At 51.0% G+C, this 17,659-nt stretch carries 14 protein-coding genes and 1 tRNA gene; 12 read left to right on the top strand and 3 right to left on the bottom strand.

From position 1 onward, the window contains the following. Positions 1 to 27 precede the first annotated feature (27 nt). Positions 28 to 2,766, top strand: coding sequence for a bifunctional [glutamate--ammonia ligase]-adenylyl-L-tyrosine phosphorylase/[glutamate--ammonia-ligase] adenylyltransferase (gene glnE, locus ACT53C_RS08680; protein WP_476145568.1), 2,739 nt, complete (start codon positions 28 to 30; stop codon positions 2,764 to 2,766). Positions 2,767 to 2,778: 12 nt separating this feature from the next. Here glnE and ACT53C_RS08685 read toward each other — a convergent pair whose 3' ends face one another. The 3 genes from ACT53C_RS08685 to dhaL all read right to left on the bottom strand — a co-directional run bounded on the left by ACT53C_RS08685 (position 2,779) and on the right by dhaL (position 6,778). Next, positions 2,779 to 4,848 carry a GGDEF domain-containing protein gene (locus tag ACT53C_RS08685; RefSeq protein ID WP_476145569.1) on the bottom strand — a complete coding sequence of 690 codons (2,070 nt, stop codon included), beginning with the start codon at positions 4,846 to 4,848 and terminating at the stop codon, positions 2,779 to 2,781. 198 nt (positions 4,849 to 5,046) lie between these two features. Beyond that, on the bottom strand, positions 5,047 to 6,045 hold the full coding sequence (gene dhaK, locus ACT53C_RS08690; RefSeq protein ID WP_476145570.1) for a dihydroxyacetone kinase subunit DhaK: 999 nt from the start codon (positions 6,043 to 6,045) through the stop codon (positions 5,047 to 5,049). Positions 6,046 to 6,148: 103 nt separating this feature from the next. After that, entirely contained in the window at positions 6,149 to 6,778 is a 630-nt protein-coding gene (gene dhaL, locus ACT53C_RS08695) for a dihydroxyacetone kinase subunit DhaL (protein WP_194748112.1), read from the bottom strand. 140 nt (positions 6,779 to 6,918) lie between these two features. On the opposite strand from dhaL, the gene ACT53C_RS08700 reads away from it, so the two are divergent. The 11 genes from ACT53C_RS08700 to ACT53C_RS08750 all read left to right on the top strand — a co-directional run bounded on the left by ACT53C_RS08700 (position 6,919) and on the right by ACT53C_RS08750 (position 17,575). Then, positions 6,919 to 6,994, top strand: a tRNA-Arg gene (locus tag ACT53C_RS08700). Between the two features lie 165 nt (positions 6,995 to 7,159). Next, a complete protein-coding gene (rpsB, locus tag ACT53C_RS08705) occupies positions 7,160 to 7,903 on the top strand; it encodes a 30S ribosomal protein S2 (RefSeq protein ID WP_194748110.1) in 744 nt (247 codons plus the stop codon). A gap of 184 nt (positions 7,904 to 8,087) precedes the next feature. Further along, positions 8,088 to 8,963, top strand: coding sequence for a translation elongation factor Ts (gene tsf / locus ACT53C_RS08710; RefSeq protein ID WP_275355717.1), 876 nt, complete (start codon positions 8,088 to 8,090; stop codon positions 8,961 to 8,963). A gap of 214 nt (positions 8,964 to 9,177) precedes the next feature. Continuing rightward, positions 9,178 to 9,894: a UMP kinase gene (pyrH, locus tag ACT53C_RS08715; RefSeq protein ID WP_194748107.1), complete on the top strand. Its 717-nt coding sequence runs from the start codon at positions 9,178 to 9,180 to the stop codon at positions 9,892 to 9,894. A gap of 14 nt (positions 9,895 to 9,908) precedes the next feature. Next, positions 9,909 to 10,478, top strand: coding sequence for a ribosome recycling factor (gene frr, locus ACT53C_RS08720; protein ID WP_445241971.1), 570 nt, complete (start codon positions 9,909 to 9,911; stop codon positions 10,476 to 10,478). Positions 10,479 to 10,505: 27 nt separating this feature from the next. Continuing rightward, a complete protein-coding gene (uppS, locus tag ACT53C_RS08725; protein ID WP_476145571.1) occupies positions 10,506 to 11,264 on the top strand; it encodes a polyprenyl diphosphate synthase in 759 nt (252 codons plus the stop codon). A gap of 19 nt (positions 11,265 to 11,283) precedes the next feature. Continuing rightward, the gene (locus ACT53C_RS08730) at positions 11,284 to 12,111 is read left to right on the top strand and encodes a phosphatidate cytidylyltransferase (protein WP_476145572.1); all 828 of its coding nucleotides are present in this window, start codon (positions 11,284 to 11,286) and stop codon (positions 12,109 to 12,111) included. A 9-nt stretch (positions 12,112 to 12,120) separates the two neighbouring features. Continuing rightward, positions 12,121 to 13,329, top strand: coding sequence for a 1-deoxy-D-xylulose-5-phosphate reductoisomerase (gene ispC, locus ACT53C_RS08735; protein WP_476145573.1), 1,209 nt, complete (start codon positions 12,121 to 12,123; stop codon positions 13,327 to 13,329). Further along, the gene (rseP, locus tag ACT53C_RS08740; protein ID WP_476145574.1) at positions 13,326 to 14,690 is read left to right on the top strand and encodes an RIP metalloprotease RseP; all 1,365 of its coding nucleotides are present in this window, start codon (positions 13,326 to 13,328) and stop codon (positions 14,688 to 14,690) included. Before ispC ends, rseP begins: the two co-directional genes overlap by 4 nt. Before the next feature lie 11 nt (positions 14,691 to 14,701). After that, a complete protein-coding gene (gene bamA / locus ACT53C_RS08745) occupies positions 14,702 to 17,023 on the top strand; it encodes an outer membrane protein assembly factor BamA (protein ID WP_476145575.1) in 2,322 nt (773 codons plus the stop codon). Positions 17,024 to 17,074: 51 nt separating this feature from the next. After that, positions 17,075 to 17,575, top strand: a complete 501-nt coding sequence (locus ACT53C_RS08750; RefSeq protein ID WP_476145576.1) for an OmpH/Skp family outer membrane protein — start codon at positions 17,075 to 17,077, stop codon at positions 17,573 to 17,575. Positions 17,576 to 17,659: the final 84 nt, after the last annotated feature.

Raw genomic sequence — 17,659 nt, forward strand, 5'->3', positions numbered from 1 at the left:
CACATCCCGTTACTAGAGCCACAGCCCATGCAACAGCTTGCCCAAATTCTAACAGAAAAGCAGGTCGCGTCTACAGAGGCCGCCTATTTGCTGCATGCGGCTGCTTGTAGCCCCTTTTTTGCCAGATTCGTTACAAAACATCCAGATTTTGTAACTGATCTGTTAGATAACTTATATAAGACATATAAGACTCAAGATGTCAAAGATCTGTTTTTAATTGAAAAAAATAGTGAAGAATCTGTTTTTCTGCAACAAATCCGCTTGATCAGGCAGCGCTTGATGGCACATTTGATCGTGCGTGACCTGAATGGTCTGGCGGATTTTGCCGAGGTGGTGGAAACCACAAGCGCGCTGGCCGAGTCGGCAATTGCCGCGGCTATCACCTTCTACCACGCCCGCCTGGCTGATATCTATGGTCAGCCTTGCTCAGCCAAGGGCGAGCCGCAGCAACTGATCGTGGTCGGCATGGGCAAGCTGGGCGGGCGTGAATTGAATGTCTCCTCTGATATAGACCTGATTTTTGCCTATGAAGAAGAAGGGAACACCAATGGAGAAAAGTCCATCAGTAACCAGGACTTTTTTACGCGACTGGGTAAAAAGGTCATTGTGGCGCTGGATGAAGTCAGGGCGGAAGGCTTTGTATTTCGCGTGGATATGCGCTTGCGCCCGTTTGGCTCGGAAGGCGCGCTGGTTTGCAACCTCGATGCGCTGGAGGATTACTACCAGAATTATGGGCGGGAGTGGGAGCGTTACGCCTGGATTAAAGGCCGGGTCATCCATGGGCCAGAAGCTGCGCTGACCAAGCTGATCAAGCCGTTTGTGTTCCGCAAGTACTTGGATTTTAACGCTTATGCCTCCATGCGCGACCTCAAGCTGCAAATTCAGCGCGATGTGCTGCAGCGCAAGCTCTCGGACAATATCAAGCTGGGGCGGGGCGGCATCCGCGAGGTCGAGTTTATCGCGCAGTTGTTCCAGCTGATCCGTGGTGGTCAAGTGCCGGATTTGCAAATCAAGCCGACGCTGGCGGTGCTCGATTGTTTGGCGATGCGCGGCATGTTGCCCGCAGACGAAGTCTCTGCGCTCAAGCAAAGTTACGTCTATCTGCGCAACCTAGAGCATAGACTCATGTACATCGACGATCAGCAAACCCAGGATTTGCCTGAGTCTGAGACCTACCGTGGTTACTTGCTGCAGATGCTCAAGCAGCCGGACTGGTCCAGTTTTATAGTCGAACTCAATCTGCATAGAGACCGCATACAACGTTTTTTTGATGAAACCTTTAAGGACGAACAGCAACAGGATTTACAACAGGAAACGGCTGTTTGGCAAGGGACGCTGAGTGCCGCTGACAGTGAGCAATGGCTGGCTGCGCAAGGGTATACGCGTGGCAGCGATATCGTGCATTTGTTGCAGCAGACGCGGGCGAGCCAACGCATCCAGCAATTGCCCGAACAAAGCCGTCGCCGGCTGGATCAACTGATGCCCTTACTGTTGCGGGAAGCTGCACAGCAACAGAGTACCTCGCCGGATACCGCACTCATTCGTACGCTGGACTTGCTGGAAAGTATTTGCCGCCGCGCCAGCTATCTGGCTTTGTTGGCAGAGTTTCCTGATGCCCTGTCGCTGATCGTCAAACTGTGTGCCGCCAGCCCTTGGATTGCACAGTATGTCTCTGCCCACCCCATTTTGCTGGATGAGTTGCTCAATAAGCAGACCTTGTTCAAGCGATTGGATGCCGCCCAATTGAAAACCGAGCTGCTAAGCCAGATGCAAGCCTTGCACGGCGATGTGGAAGCGCAAATGGATGCGATGCGACATTTCAAGCATGCCAGCGTGCTTAAAATTGCGGCACAGGATGTGATGACAGCGTTGTCGCTGGAGGCGATTTCGGACGACTTAAGCGCACTGGCCGACGTGATCTTGCAGGTCAGTGTACAGACCGTGTGGCAAAACCTGGCGATCAAACACCGCGATACGCCCCAGTTCGCCGTGATCGGCTACGGCAAGCTGGGCGGCAAAGAATTAGGCTATCTCTCGGATCTGGATATTATTTTTCTATATGAAGATGACGCGGAGCAGGCCCCGGAGGTCTATGCGCGCTTTGCTCAGCGCCTGAATACCTGGTTTAACACGCTGACCAATGCCGGCTTGCTGTATGAGACCGACTTGCAGTTACGCCCAGATGGCAATAGTGGTTTGCTGGTCAGTACGGTGGCCGCGTTCAGGGAGTATCAGCATCATAAAGCCTGGGTATGGGAGCATCAGGCACTGACGCGTGCACGTTTTGTGGCGGGCTTGGAACACATCGGCGCGGCCTTTGAACAGATCCGCCGTGAGATCATCGTGCAGCCGCGAGATGCAACTGCGCTCAAGCAAGATATTGTGCACATGCGCGAGAAAATGCGCGAAGCCCACAAGTCCAAGCTTGGCCGCTTTGATCTCAAGCAAGGGCCAGGCGGCATTATTGATGTCGAGTTTATGGTGCAATATCTGGTGTTATTGCACGGGGCTAAGCATCCCGGCCTGGCCGAAAATATTGGCAATATCGGCTTGCTGGAGCGTTGTGCCGAATTGGGGCTGATTGACTCCGCAACCATGGCGGAAGCGGTGGCGACAGCCTACCGGGAATACCGGAGACTGATCCATCACACCAAATTGCAAGGGCAAGAAGCCATCGTTGAGGATACGGAATTGTTGCCGCAGAGAACCGTGGTCAAGGCACTTTGGCAGCAGTTACTGGGGCAGCAGTTGCTGGGCCAGGTCTGACTGACAAACGCTTTATTCGCCTGCATTCCAGGCTTGCGCGTCTGTGACGGGTGGTTGCCATTGACTGTTGTAGCAAATCACCCGGTTACGTCCGGTTTGCTTGGCCTGATAAAGGGCCAGGTCGGCATGCTTGTAAAGCAATTCATAGGCATAAATCGTTTCATTCGCGCACGAAATACCTATGCTGATCGTCGTGCTGAATTCATGGCCGCCCTGTGGGGTAAAAAAGCGTAACTCTGCGATCGAGGTACGGATGCGTTCAGCAATCACGCGCGCTTCTTCGGCTGTTGTGGCGGGTAAGACCACGGCAAACTCCTCACCGCCCAGTCTACCTAGCAAGTCCTTGTCGCGGATGGCATTTTCAATCGTCCGTGAACAGGCAATCAGCACCTGGTCGCCTTGCGGATGGCCGTAAGAGTCATTGATCACTTTAAAGAAATCAATATCCAGCATCAGGAAGCACAGTGGTGCACCGGTATGGTCTGCTTGTTGCAGTATGGCTTTGGCACGGTTATAAAAAGAGTGGCGGTTGGGGATTTGCGTCAGGCTGTCTATGGTAGCCTCTTTTTCTGCTTTGTCTTTTGCCTGCTGCAACGCCCGGGTTCTGATTTTTACTTGATCTTCCAGCGAATGGTTCAGGCGTTGCATCTCATTGCGGTATTGTTGCAAGCTGCCAGACATGCTTTTGAACATCCTCGCCAGCTTGCCAATCTCGTTTTGCAACTTTAAGGGCAAGGGTAGGGTGTGGTTGGTGATTTTTTCATACTGCTGCGCTTCAATGGCGCTGGAGGCCGCCATAAACGTCTCCAGCGGTTGAATGACTTTTTTCTTCATCACCAGATACAGCATGATCAGCTCTATCACCAATGCCAGTACACTGACAATCAGGATAAACCTGGCGGCACTCATGGACGGTGCAGACAATAAAGATTTTGGGTAGACCGTGACAAACCACCAGCCAGGGCCTTCTATTTGTGTGGCTGCCAGAAATGCGTCATCGTCCTCAACAATAAAATAAGCCTGCTGCCTGTTTTTGATGGATTGAGTCAGGACCTGAAACTGCTGGCTCAAGTGCGCGTCTTTGAGGTCAGGGATCATCAGCATGCCCCGTGTACGGTTCATTTCTGTCTCTTTGGCCGGGTGGGCAATCAAGCGCCCATCTTCGCGGAAGATAAAATTGTAGGTCCCTGACAGATGGTCATTAAACACGCGGTCAAACAGGGCATTGAGCAAAATGTCATGCCCCACATTCAGCGTGTTTGTCTCAGTAATATCAATAGGGGTCTCCAGTGACACCATCCATTCATTGGCGGTCGGGTCAAAGTAGAGGCCAGTCCAGACACTCTTGCGCTCAGGATTGCGCTGCCGGGTGGTGATGTAAACCCACTCTTCAGTGAGAACATCCAGTTTGCTGCTCGCGTTGTCGGCCCAACGCATGCCTGGCCAGTACACAATATTGACATTTTCTGGCATGGAGGCATACAAGTTGGCAAACTGCTTGGTCCACGACGTGCCAAAGTGATCGACCATGACATACGACAACAGTAATTTCTTCCTGAAATCCTCATTGGCAATCGGGGCCTTGGCGCCGATATATGCGGTGACGTCTTTGCTGATCAGGCCGGATTGATTATAAAAGCCATCGTAGGCTTTTTTTTGCAGGTGTATGGTGTGGTCTGGCATGCGCTGGAAGACTTGCCAGAAGAAGCGGTCATTGTAGAAAAAATCTTGTTGCCAGTGCGCGAGAAAGGTGGCCCTGAAAATCTGGTGATTGGACTCGGCCAACTTGAAAATGGCACTTTCACGCTGGCCGCGTTCATGGATGTAATGTTCGAGGCCATCAATGGTGGAGGCCACCAGCGTTTTGTAGATGTGCCAGTAAGTGAGTGCACTGACCGCGACGATGACGATGCTGAGCCTGATCGCCATTTGCAACATGACATCCAGCGTCAGCGATTGTTTGTGGTTGAGCAGGCGCTTCATCAGGCGGTCCAGTCTGATTTGCTGAAAAATGAAGCCGAGACTGAATCTGAATTCAGGAAATCCGCCACAGGTTTGTTGCTGCCATGCATCATCACTCAAATATACTGCTTTTGTTTATTGTTATGTCCACACTGATATGAACAGTGGATTTGCATCCCTTGGATTAACATACACCTGCCGCAAGCAGGAAGCAATCATAATGTGCGAGAAAATGGCGATTTAAAATAAATTAATGCAGGTGCCTTTGCTGCCTGTGAGCGGAATGACTATGGTCAGCGTTTAAGGTAGCTAATCGGGTTAGCAGCCCCAGCGCAAGCCAGCGGTATGCACTGGGCTGTCCCAGTGCTTTAGGATTTCCTGATCCAGCAGGCAAACCGTGATTGAGGCGCCTGCCATGTCAATGGCGGTGGTGTAGTTGCCAACCAGACTGCGGGTGACTTGATAACCTTTGGCGGTCAGCTGTTCTGCGGCTGCGTGATAAATCAGGTATAACTCCATTAGCGGTGTCGCGCCCAGGCCATTCACCAAAAGCAGGATATCGCCCGCACCAAGCAGTTGCTTGGCTTCAATATCATGCACAATCGCGGCGACCATGTCCGTGACGATGGCGTCTGCTGCATGCATGGCTTCACGGCGACGACCTGGTTCACCATGGATGCCTACCCCCATTTCAATTTCAGCTTCAGTGATATCGAAGGTGGGTCTCCCTGCCGCAGGAACCGTGCAGCTGGTCAGGGCGACGCCTATGCTGGAAGTGCGTAGATTGATTTTATCGCCAAGCGCCTTGCAGGCAGCGAGGTCAGCGCCGCTTTCCGCCAGGCTACCGACGCATTTTTCGACAATGACGGTGCCTGCCACGCCGCGGCGACCTGAGGTATAGGTGCTATTGACGACGGCACAGTCATCCGAGGTCAGCACCGTGGCATGCTCAAACGGCAGCATTTCAGCCGCCATTTCAAAATTCATGACATCCCCGGCGTAGTTTTTCACGATAAACAGGACGCCTTTATCCGCATGCACCGCTTCGGCTGCCGCCAGCATCTGATCTGGGGTAGGTGAGGTGAATACCTGGCCTGGACAGGCGGCATCCAGCATGCCTTTGCCCACATAGCCCGCGTGCAAAGGTTCATGGCCTGAACCGCCACCGGAAATCAGCACGACCTTGTTTTGTGCTTTTTGTTTGCGGCTGACAAAGGTCGGCTCAAATTGCACTTGCACCAGCTCGCGATGTGCAGTGGCAAAGCCAGTCAGACTTTCAGTCAGCATCTGGTCAACCTGATTTAAAAATTTTTTCATTTTTCGCTCCGTGATTAAAACCGTGCACAGCTGGCTAAGCTAAGCCTGATACCCAGTGCGCCGCGTAGAGGGGTGAGTGGGGCAAACTTGATCTGCAATGCCCTTAACCGGCAAGCACGAGATCGCATACTGCATGAATCATGACCTGGCAGCTTTTTGCCCCCGCATCGAGATGACCAATGGCGCGCTCACCCAATCCAGCCGCGCGACCTTTGGTGGCCAGCATATTGCGCGTGGACTCAAGACCTTCACTGGCTGTCTTTTTCAGGGCGGCTGCAATTTCCGGGCGGGTGTGGCCTTGTTCTGCCATGTGTTTAAAGGTCTGGGCGACGGGGACCAGCACATCCAGCATGGTTTTTTCACCGGTCTGGGCTTTGCCCCGTTGCATAATGGCTTGTACACCAGCGTCAAATGCGGCGGCAAGGTGGTTGATGCTGATTGCTTCACTGGTTTTAAGCGATTTGCCCATGGCCATAAAAAAGCTTGCAAATAACGGCCCAGATGCCCCGCCTATGGTGCTCAGTAATTTCATGCCAATTTTATTCAGGGCATCAGATGCGTCTAGGCCATTGAGTTCGTTTGCCAGTCCTGCAATCGCTTCACAGCCACGCTTCATATTAATGTAGTGGTCGCCATCGCCTATTTCGCGGTCCAGGCATTCGATATCCGCTTCATGCGCAACAATTGCCTCGCGTATCGCCGAGGCATAACGATTGATAGAGTTAGTATCCATATCTCTGTCTGTCAGTTAGAAAGTTTGTAGGTGCATGTTACTCACAGCCATCGGGCTCGGCAAGCTGGCTAAGGGAGGCGTCAGCGATTTTGAATAACGGGGTGGTCGTTTTGCAGACAAGCGTTTAAAATAGCGCCGCTGTCCTCGTGGTGAAACAGGATATCACCAGCCCCTCCTAAGGGCTAGTTTCAGGTTCGAGTCCTGACGGGGACGCCAGCTTAGCTGGAAATGCTTAAGTGCTTGATAGTATTCGGATTAAGCGCTATAATTTTGGATTGACTTTTTTGTCAAACACTTGCTTGCAATCACATTGGGTGCCGTTAAATACGGTGTTTTTGATTGCAAGTTTATGAATAACCCTTTGAATGGAAAGATAAAATCATGTCCGTGACTATGCGTCAAATGTTGGAGGCCGGTGTTCACTTTGGTCACCAAACTCGTTACTGGAACCCGAAAATGGCAGAGTTCATTTTTGGCGATCGTAACAAAATTCATATTGTTAACCTGGAAAAAACCCTGCCACTGTTTGAAGAAGCACAGAAATATGTGCGCACTTTGGCAGCAAACAAGGGCCGTATTCTGTTTGTGGGCACCAAGCGTCAAGCCCGCGATATCGTGAAAGAAGAAGCACAGCGCGCTGGTTGTTCGTATGTGAACCATCGCTGGTTGGGTGGTATGCTGACCAACTTCAAAACCGTGAAGCAATCTATCAAGCGTTTGCAAGACTTTGAAGCCATGATGATTGATGGCAGCATCGACAAGTTCGGTAAAAAAGAAGCTTTGGGCATCAAGCGTGAAATCGAAAAGCTGGAGCGTTCCATCGGTGGTATTAAAGAGATGGGTGGCTTGCCAGATGCGATTTTTGTGATCGACGTTGGTCATGAAAGCGGCGCGATTACTGAAGCACGTAAACTGGGTATTCCAGTGATTGGTATCGTGGATACCAATAACTCACCAGATGGCATCACTTATGTCATCCCTGGTAACGATGACTCTTCACGCGCAATCCGCTTGTACGCACGTGGCATGGCTGATGCCGTGTTGGAAGGTCGTGCAAACGCGATTTCTGAAATCGTGAAGGCTGCACAGGAAGAAGCTGCACCTGCTGAGGCAGTGGCTGAGTAATTCCCGGTAGCATGAAAAGGGGCGCATCGCCCCTTTTTCTATTGTGTTTTCTGTTGCATAGGCTGACAGAATGGGCACGTAAATGCGCTGGTGTCTGGCGCAATCTGGCTGTCACACAGCCCCTGTATAGTGAAAAGAATATTGATGGCGACCGCTCAGGTCGTTGAATAAAAGGAGCAAATAAATGGCTGAAATTACCGCAAGCATGGTGAAAGACTTACGTGAGCGCACCGATGCCCCAATGATGGACTGTAAAAAGGCTTTGACAGAAGCTGAAGGCGATATGGCCCGTGCGGAAGAAATTCTGCGTGTACGCTTTGGTAACAAGGCAAGCAAAGCGGCTGGCCGTGTGGCTGCAGAAGGCACCGTAGGCATCAGCATTACCGCTGATGGCAAACTGGGTACACTGATCGAAGTAAACTCTGAAACTGACTTCTGCGCCAAGAACGAAGAATTCCTCAAGTTTGTGAGCGAGTTGGCGCAAACTGTGAACGAAAACAATCCTGCTGACATTGATGCTGTCGGTGCATTGCCATTGCGTGGCGAAACAGCGGAGTCTGTGCGTGCGCAACTGGTTGGTAAAATTGGTGAAAACATCACCCCACGTCGTTTTGTGCGTACACAAGCACAAGGCCAATTGTTCAGCTATGTGCATGGTAGCAAAATTGGTGTGCTGGTTGATCTGGTGGGTGGTGACGAAGCGCTGGGTAAAGACATTGCAATGCATATTGCTGCAGCCAAACCAAAATCGCTGGATGCCAGTGGTGTGGATGCTGCGCTGATTGAAGCCGAGCGTCGTGTGGCTATCGAAAAAGCCAAAGAAGCTGGCAAGCCAGAAGCCATGCTGGAAAAAATTGCAGAAGGTACGGTGCAGAAGTTCTTGAAAGAAGTGACTTTGCTGAGCCAGGCCTTTGTGAAAGATGACAAGCTGAGCATTGAGCAATTGCTGAAATCCAAAGGGGCAAGCGTGGCTTCTTTCAGCATGTACATCGTGGGTGAAGGCATTGAAAAAGCCGTAGTCGATTACGCGGCTGAAGTGGCTGCTGCTGCAAAAGTCTAATTGACTGGCTAGTCGCGTCTCACAAAAAGTGGAATCTTAGGATTCCACTTTTTTTATGGCTGAATTTTGTTTTATGGCTGAATTTTGGTTTTTATGGATCAGCCTTGTGGTTTTACCGCGAATCACTAGTTTTATTTCTAATTGCGCCTGCAACATCCAAAAAATGACGTTTTTGTGATTAAATAGGCACATTTTTGAGTTTGGGAAAATAATTATGGCACAACCTGTTTTCAAGCGCATATTACTCAAGTTATCAGGTGAAGCGCTGATGGGCGATGACGCATATGGCATTAATCGCGAAACAGTGACGGCTATTGTTGCGCAAGTCAAAGAAATCGTCAGTATGGGCGTACAGGTAGGCATAGTCATCGGCGGTGGCAATATTTTTCGCGGTGTTGCCCCTGCCGCAGAGGGTATGGACCGGGCAACTGCGGATTACATGGGTATGCTGGCCACGGTGATGAACGCGATGGCCTTGCAGGATGCCATGAAGCACGCAGGCTTGCCAGCACGTGTGCAGAGTGCATTGAATATTGAGGCGGTCGCTGAGCCTTATATCCGCGGTAAAGCCATTCGTTACCTGGAAGAAGGTAAGGTGGTGATTTTTGGCGCGGGTACTGGTAACCCGTTTTTTACCACGGACACGGCAGCTGCTTTGCGCGGCGTTGAGATTGATGCCGAAATTGTATTGAAGGCGACCAAGGTCGATGGCATTTACACGGCAGATCCGAAAAAAGATCCGACAGCGACCCGTTATGATATGGTGACCTACGACGAGGCGATCAATAAAAACCTCAAAGTGATGGATGCAACTGCATTTACGCTGTGCCGAGATCAGAAAATGCCGATTGCGGTATTCAGTATCTTTAAAGAAGGCGCGTTGAAGCGTGTCATTCTGGGTGAAAATGAAGGCACGCGCGTGATGGCTTAAGCCCCGCGCGTCGATTGGAGAATCAAATGGTTGAAGACATTAAAAAATCTGCCGAGCAGAAAATGCATAAATCGCTGGAGTCCCTGAAGGTGGATCTGGCAAAAATCCGTACTGGCCGTGCACACACCGGCTTGCTGGATCATGTGATGGTGGAGTACTACGGTTCTATGGTGGCAGTCAATCAGGTTGCGAATGTCAATTTGGGAGATGCACGTACCTTGAATGTGCAGCCTTACGAAAAAAACATGATTGCCAAAGTTGAAAAAGCGATTAGAGACTGTGATTTAGGGCTTAACCCTGCTACCAATGGTGATTTGATTCGCGTACCTATGCCAATGTTGACCGAAGAGCGTCGCCGCGACCTCGCCAAAATTGTGCGTCAGGAAGGCGAGGGCGCCAAAGTGGCGATCCGTAATGTGCGCCGTGATGCAAACGATGCGCTGAAAAAACTGATTAAAGACAAAGCTATTTCTGAAGATGATGAGCGCCGCGCACAAGATGAAGTGCAAAAAATGACAGACAAAGCCGTGGCGGAAGTCGATAAAATTCTGCAACAAAAAGAAGCGGACCTGATGGCTGTTTAACAGCCATTTGCGCGAACGGAAACTGTTTTGGGTTTTTTCTCCAGCTCTACCAAAGAAGTCCCGCCTGTTCAGGAAGTGCCCCAGCACGTCGCCGTCATTATGGATGGCAATGGGCGCTGGGCCAAAAAACGTTTTTTGCCCCGTGTCGCCGGGCATCAACGTGGCCTGGAATCTGTGCGCGCCATGGTCAAGGCCTGTGTCCGGCTGCAAATCAACTACCTCACCCTGTTTGCGTTTAGCAGTGAAAACTGGCGCCGCCCGCAGGAGGAAGTGACTTTTCTGATGAGCCTGTTTCTGGAGGCCCTGGACCGCGAAGTCAAGAAACTGCATGACGCCAACGTGATCCTGAAACTGATTGGTGATCGTACTGCCTTTAACGCGGCATTACAGCAAAAAATGATCGAGGCCGAAGCGAAAACGGCTGCCAATACCGGATTGGTGTTGACGATTGCTGTCAATTACGGTGGGCGCTGGGATGTGGTCAATGCCATGAACCAGTTAATGCAGGCACAACCTGACCTCAAGCAGATCGAGGAGTGTGATCTGCTGCCTTACCTTTCCATGCCATATGCGCCAGAGCCGGATTTGTTTATCCGCACCGGCGGTGAAACCCGTATCAGTAACTTTTTACTCTGGCAGTTGGCTTACACTGAATTGTATTTTACGCCCACCTTGTGGCCCGATTTTGATGATGACGCCTTTGAAGCCGCACTCTCTTCATACCGTCAACGTGAACGCCGCTTTGGCCGCACCAGTGAGCAACTGGTTGATGGTAGCGACGCCTAGAGAGACTAAAAGCAAGGATATGCTAAAAACAAGAATTGTGACCGCGGTTGTCTTGCTGGGATTGTTTTTGCCAGCCTTATTTTTGCTGCCATTGCTGGCTTGGGCCCTGATTATGTTGGGATTGTCGCTGGTCTGCCTGCGTGAATGGTCTGGCTTTTTGCAGTTTAATCGTGTGCAAACCACGGTGTATCTGGCAATTTCTAGTCTGGCGGGCGTGGTCCTGTTGTTTGGCCTGCTTAACCTGGGCTTTCACTGGTTTTTTTATCAATCGTTACAGGTATTTGCACTTGCCAGCCTATTCTGGCTATTGATTGTGCCAGTGGCCTTATACTTCAATACTTTTTTTAACAGTGCCTTTGTGAATGCATGGGTGGGTGCCGGACTGATGCTGTCGTTATGGATGGCGCTGGTTGTCGCAAAAGCGGTGAATCCCTATGTGCTGCTGGTGATTATTTCCACCATTTGGCTGGCTGACAGTGCGGCTTATTTTGCGGGTAAACAATTTGGCCATCATAAACTGGCGCCAGCGATTAGTCCAGGCAAAACCTGGGAGGGCGTGCTTGGGGCGTTAATCGCCGTCACCGGCTATGCGGGGATTTTGTATGGCAGCGGCTGGGTGGCTACAGGCTGGATTTTCCCAGGCTTGTGGCTGGTGACGGTGGTGGGTATTTATGGCGATTTGTTTGAGTCATTTTTCAAGCGCCGAGCCAACCTCAAGGATAGTGGACAGTTTTTGCCTGGGCATGGCGGCTTGCTGGATCGGGTCGATGGCGTTGTGCCAGCGTTGCCGGTCGGGCTGTGCCTGCTGTTCTGGTTTCATTTCTGCGCGCAAGCTCATTCATTTTAAGAGGTTGATTTGCAATACGTCACCATACTAGGCAGCACTGGCACCATCGGTCAGCAGACGCTGGATGTGATTGCCCAGCATCCTGAGCGCTATGGCGTGTTCGCGCTGGCAGCACACAGTCGGGTTGACCTCATGTTGCAACAGTGTGCCCAATACCAGCCAAGATTTGCTGTGATGCAGAATGCTGAAGCCGCGCGACAACTAAAACAATGCCTGGCTGCCGAGCAACTGCCGGTGGAGGTATTGTCTGGCGTAGATGGCTTGAGTGAAGTCGCTGCGCATGAAGACGTCAGCATCGTGATGGCGGCCGTGGTTGGGGCGGCCGGATTGTTGCCTGCCTTGGCCGCGGCCCGTGCGGGTAAGAAAATCCTGCTGGCAAATAAAGAAACTCTGGTGATGGCTGGCCAATTGTTTATGGATGCTGTCAAGCAAGGTCAGGCCACTTTGTTGCCGATTGACAGCGAGCATAACGCGATCTTTCAGGCCATGCCGCGTCAGAGCTATCATGCGCTGGCAGATGTCGGTGTGAATCAGATTATTCTCACCGCGTCAGGCGGCCCGTTCCGCGGGTATACACAGACACAATTGCAGGAAGTGACGCCTGCCTTGGCGCTCAAGCACCCTAACTGGGTGATGGGTGCAAAAATTACGATAGACTCCTCCACCTTGATGAACAAGGGGCTGGAAGTGATCGAGGCGCGCTGGTTGTTTGATGCGCGTCCAGATCAGATAGAAGTCGTTGTGCATCCACAAAGTGTGATTCACTCTATGGTCTCTTATGTGGATGGCAGCATTCTGGCGCAACTGGGTAATCCCGACATGCGTACGCCGATTGCCTATGGCTTGGGCTATCCAGACCGAATTGCCTCTGGGGTCAAACCCTTGAGTTTGATTGACGTCGCCAAGCTGGAGTTCGAGGCGCCCGATACGCAACGTTTCCCCTGTTTGCGTCTGGCCTATGAGGCCTTGGCCGCAGGGGGCACGGCGCCAGCAATCCTGAATGCCGCCAACGAAGTGGCGGTCGCTGCCTTTTTGCAGGAAAAAATCCATTATCTGGATATTCCATGCCTGATAGAACGTACCTTGCAATCGCTGCCGGTCGAAACAGTCAGCTCCATTGAGCAATTGCTGGCGGTTGATCAGCAGGCCAGACAGTTTGTAGAGCATGCGCTGGCTGCGCAGGCGGTCAGCCCCTTACGCAAGGTGGCGAGTGTATGACTTCGGTCTGGGCTTTTATTGTCGCCATAGGCGTGCTGGTGACTATCCATGAGTTTGGCCACTATTTGGCCGCCCGCAGTTGTGGCGTGCGTGTCCTGAAGTTCTCCATCGGCTTCGGTCGGCCGATTTTCAAGTTTCACGCCCATCCCCAGGCTACAGAATGGGTTTTTTCCTGGATCCCGCTCGGCGGCTACGTCAAAATGCTGGATAGCCGTGAAGCGACTGAAATGCCTTCTCGTCCCGATGTGGATTGGTCACAGGCCTTTGATCGTCAGTCCATTGCGGCCAAAATGTGGATCGTATTTGCCGGCCCGCTGGCCAATCTGCTCCTGGCATTCGTGTGTTATTGGGGATTGATTGCGCAAGGCGAGACTGGCCTGAAACCCTTGATTGGTCCGGTCGAGCCTGGCTCATTGGCAGCGGCCGCCAAACTGCGCCAAGGCGACCTGATTGTATCGCTGGATGGTCAACCGGTGGCGACGTGGCAAGAGGTGCAGTGGCAAATGCTGGATCAATGGATGGCACACCGTAGCCTGCGTGTCGTGACCAAAACCCCGCAAGGCGAGCTGCATCAGCATCAATTGCCGCTGCAACAGTTAGCGGGCGAGCCAGATGGCGAGGTGATGCAGAAAGTGGGTTTGGCCGTCTTGATGCCGACGGTGCCAGCAGTGATTGGGGAGGTCTTGCCTGGCTCGGTGGCTGAGAAAAGTGGCTTGCAGCCTGGTGATCGTATCCTCAAGGTGAATCAAAAGCCAATTGCAGACTGGCAGCAATTCGTCAAACTGGTCCGTGCGAGTCCCGAGCAAGCGCTCAAGTTGGAATACCAGCGGGCTGAAAAGTCCTATGAAGTCAAACTGTTGCCAGAACTGACCCTGCAAGGCGGTCAGAAAATTGGCCGTCTGGGGGCGGCTGTGGATATGGCAGCGGTAGATTTGACGCCTTATCAAGTGGTCAGGCACTTTAGCCTGATGCAGGCGGCGGGCCGGGCGTTGGAAAAAATGCAGGAGACCATTGCCTTCACCCTCAAAATGCTGGGAAAAATGGTCACGGGTCAGGCATCACTCAAGGCGATCAGTGGCCCGGTCAGTATTGCCGATGCAGCTGGTGAGTCGGCCGATATGGGCATTAAACCCTACATCGGCTTTATTGCTTTGCTCAGTATCAGTATTGCGGTCATGAATCTGCTACCGATTCCAGTATTGGATGGCGGTCATTTGTTGTATCATATGGCGGAGTTGATACGAGGAGAACCGTTACCTGAACGTGTGCTGGCGATTGGTCAGCGACTGGGTTTGGGTATATTGGGCGCGTTAATGTTAATTGCTTTTTTTAACGACATTAATCGCTACCTGATTGGTTGAAAGCATAGTTAATGAGAATAAAATCAAGTTCCAAATTGTGGTTGGGTTTGTTAGCTGGGGTGATGCATTTCAGCGCTTACGCCACAGAACCGTTTGTCATTTCAGATATCCGCGTTGAAGGTTTGCAACGCACCGAGGCTGGGACTGTATTTAACTACCTGCCCATGCAGGTGGGCGATGTCATGAGTGATGAAAAAGCTGCGCAAGCGATTAAATCCCTCTATGCCACCGGATTTTTCAAGGATGTGCGTATTGAAAATGAAGGCGATGTCCTGGTTGTCACCGTTCAGGAACGCCCCTCTATCTCACAAATTGATTTTAGCGGAAACAAATCGTTTCAAACGGACAAAATCAAAGAGGGCCTGAAGCAGATCGGCATTGCCGAAGGGCAGATTTTTGATAAAGCCCAGTTAGATCGCGCTGAACAGGAAATCAAGCGCCAGTATCTGTCACAAGGCAAGTACAGCGCAGAGGTTAAAGCCACGGCAAGTCCGCTGGAGCGCAACCGCGTCGCTATCCGATTTGAGATTACCGAAGGCCCAGCAGCCAAAATCCGCGATATCAATATCGTAGGTAATCATCTGTTTACGACGCAGGATTTGCGTGCAAACTTTCAACTGACGACCCCAAACTGGATGAGCTGGTGGAACAAGGATGACCAGTATTCCAAGCAAAAACTGACGGCTGACTTGGAAGCGTTACGTTCGTTTTACATGAATCAGGGCTATCTGGAATTTGCCATTGATTCCACGCAAGTTTCCATTTCGCCAGACAAGCGGGACGTGTATATCACTATCAATATCACCGAGGGTGATAAATACAATATCAGCAAAACCAAGTTGGCTGGCGAGACATTGCTGCCAGAAGAAGAGCTGCGCAAACTGATTAATATTCAGGATGGTGAAGTATTCAATCGCCAAAAAGTCACCGACGCCAGCAAAAACATCAATGACAAGCTTGGCGAAGAAGGCTATGCCTTTGCCAATGTCAACGCGGTGCCCGAGATCAACAAACAAGAGCATACCGTTGCATTTACCTTCTTTGTTGATCCCGGCCGTAAAGTTTATGTCAGAAGGATTAACGTACAAGGCAACACGCGTACGCGTGACGCGGTGGTCAGACGCGAGATGCGTCAACTGGAGTCTGCTTGGTATGCAGGGGATAAAATAAAACGTTCAAAAGAGCGTATCCAGCGCTTAAACTTCTTTGATACGGTGGAGCTGGAGACGCCTTCTGTCCCGGGGATCAATGATCAGGTCGATATGAACGTGACGGTTGCTGAAAAGGCCACCGGCAGCGTGCAGTTTGGTGCCGGGTTGTCCAGTAGCAGTGGCGTGATTCTGGGCTTCAACGTCAACCAGCCGAACTTCCTTGGCACCGGTAACCGTGTCGCGTTGGTAGTCAATACTAGTAACTACAATAAAACATACTCGTTATCCTATACCAACCCATACTTCACCCCTGATGGCATCAGTCGTGGTTTTGATATTTACCGGCGTGATGTCAACACCGCCAACACAAACAGTAGCCTGTTAAATGTGGGTACCTACAGCAGCCGTTCTTACGGCGTGGGTGTGAATTTCGGGATGCCACTGTCAGAAAGAGACTTTGTCAATGCCGGGTTGACGCTAGACTTTACCAATGTCAGCTTGAGCAGCAGCAGTCCGATCCAATACATTAACTTCTGCGGCAATACCAATGGTTGCGACAGTAACTCTTTAGTGGCCAATGCCAGTTGGACCTTTGACTCCAGGGATAACATTCTTTTCCCGCATCGCGGTGTGTTACAAAGACTCTCTGGCGAGGTCAGTGTGCCAGGGCTCAATCTGCAGTATTACAAAACCACTTACCAGCATGCATGGTATAAAGAGTTAAATGATAATTTTACTTTTATGCTGAACGGGCAAGTGGGTTACGCCAATAGTTATGGCGGCAAAAACTATCCATTCTTTAAAAACTTCTACCTGGGTGGTGTAAATAGTGTCCGCGGCTTTGTGAACTCTTCATTAGGACCCCGAGGATTCAACTCAACGTCGGGTTCAACTTATGCGCTGGGTGGCACCAAAGAGATTTTAGGCAATGCAGAATTGTTTATGCCAGTACCGTTTATTACCCAGTCTAGTCAGTTCAGACTGAGCGTGTTTCTGGATGCAGGGGGGGTTTACGGGCAGGATGATCCGATCAACTCTGAATATTTGCGTTTCTCAACCGGTGCTGGCGTGACCTGGGTATCACCATTTGGGCCGTTGAAACTGGTACTGGCCAAGCCTTTGAATAGTAAAAGTTATGACAACACACAAATGCTGCAATTCCAGTTTGGACAGCAGTTCTAACGCATGCTGTGTGGAATCACTCATCACCCTGCCGCGGAAAGGAGGACTCGCATGAGAAGCATTTGGTTTAGCGTGTTAGCGATCATATTGTGTTGTGCGCATGCGCAAGCCGCCGATTATTACAAAGTCGGGTATGTGCAGGTGGACAAGCTTCTGCAAGAGGCGCCGCAAACGGCAGAGACGGGTAAAAAGCTTGAAAAAGAGTTTAGTCCGCGTTCACTGGAGCTTGATAAGCTGCAAAAACAGATTCGTGAGTTGGAAACACAGCTCGATCATGATCGTTCGAATTTGACTGAGTCTGATCGCCGCCAGAAAGAGCGTCAATTGAACAATTCACGCCTTGAGTTTCAGAGCAAGCAGCGTGAATTACGTGAAGATATTAATTTGCGCAAAAATGAAGAGCTGGCCTTGTTGCAGGAGCGTATTAATAAAGCAGTGCAGACTGTGGCGGAGAGCGAAGGCTATGATCTGGTCGCCTACAGTGGGATTGCTTATGCCAGCAAGCGTATTGATATCACGGACAAAGTGCTGAAATTGCTAGGTAAAAAATAGAGATTTTGCCTGGCTAAGGGTTGTTCGTTGTTCAGTTATGTTGTTTTCGAGTTATTTTTCTAAGGTTGTTTTCTAGGGTTGTTT

The sequence above is a fragment of the Methylophilus sp. DMC14 genome, assembly GCF_056314085.1.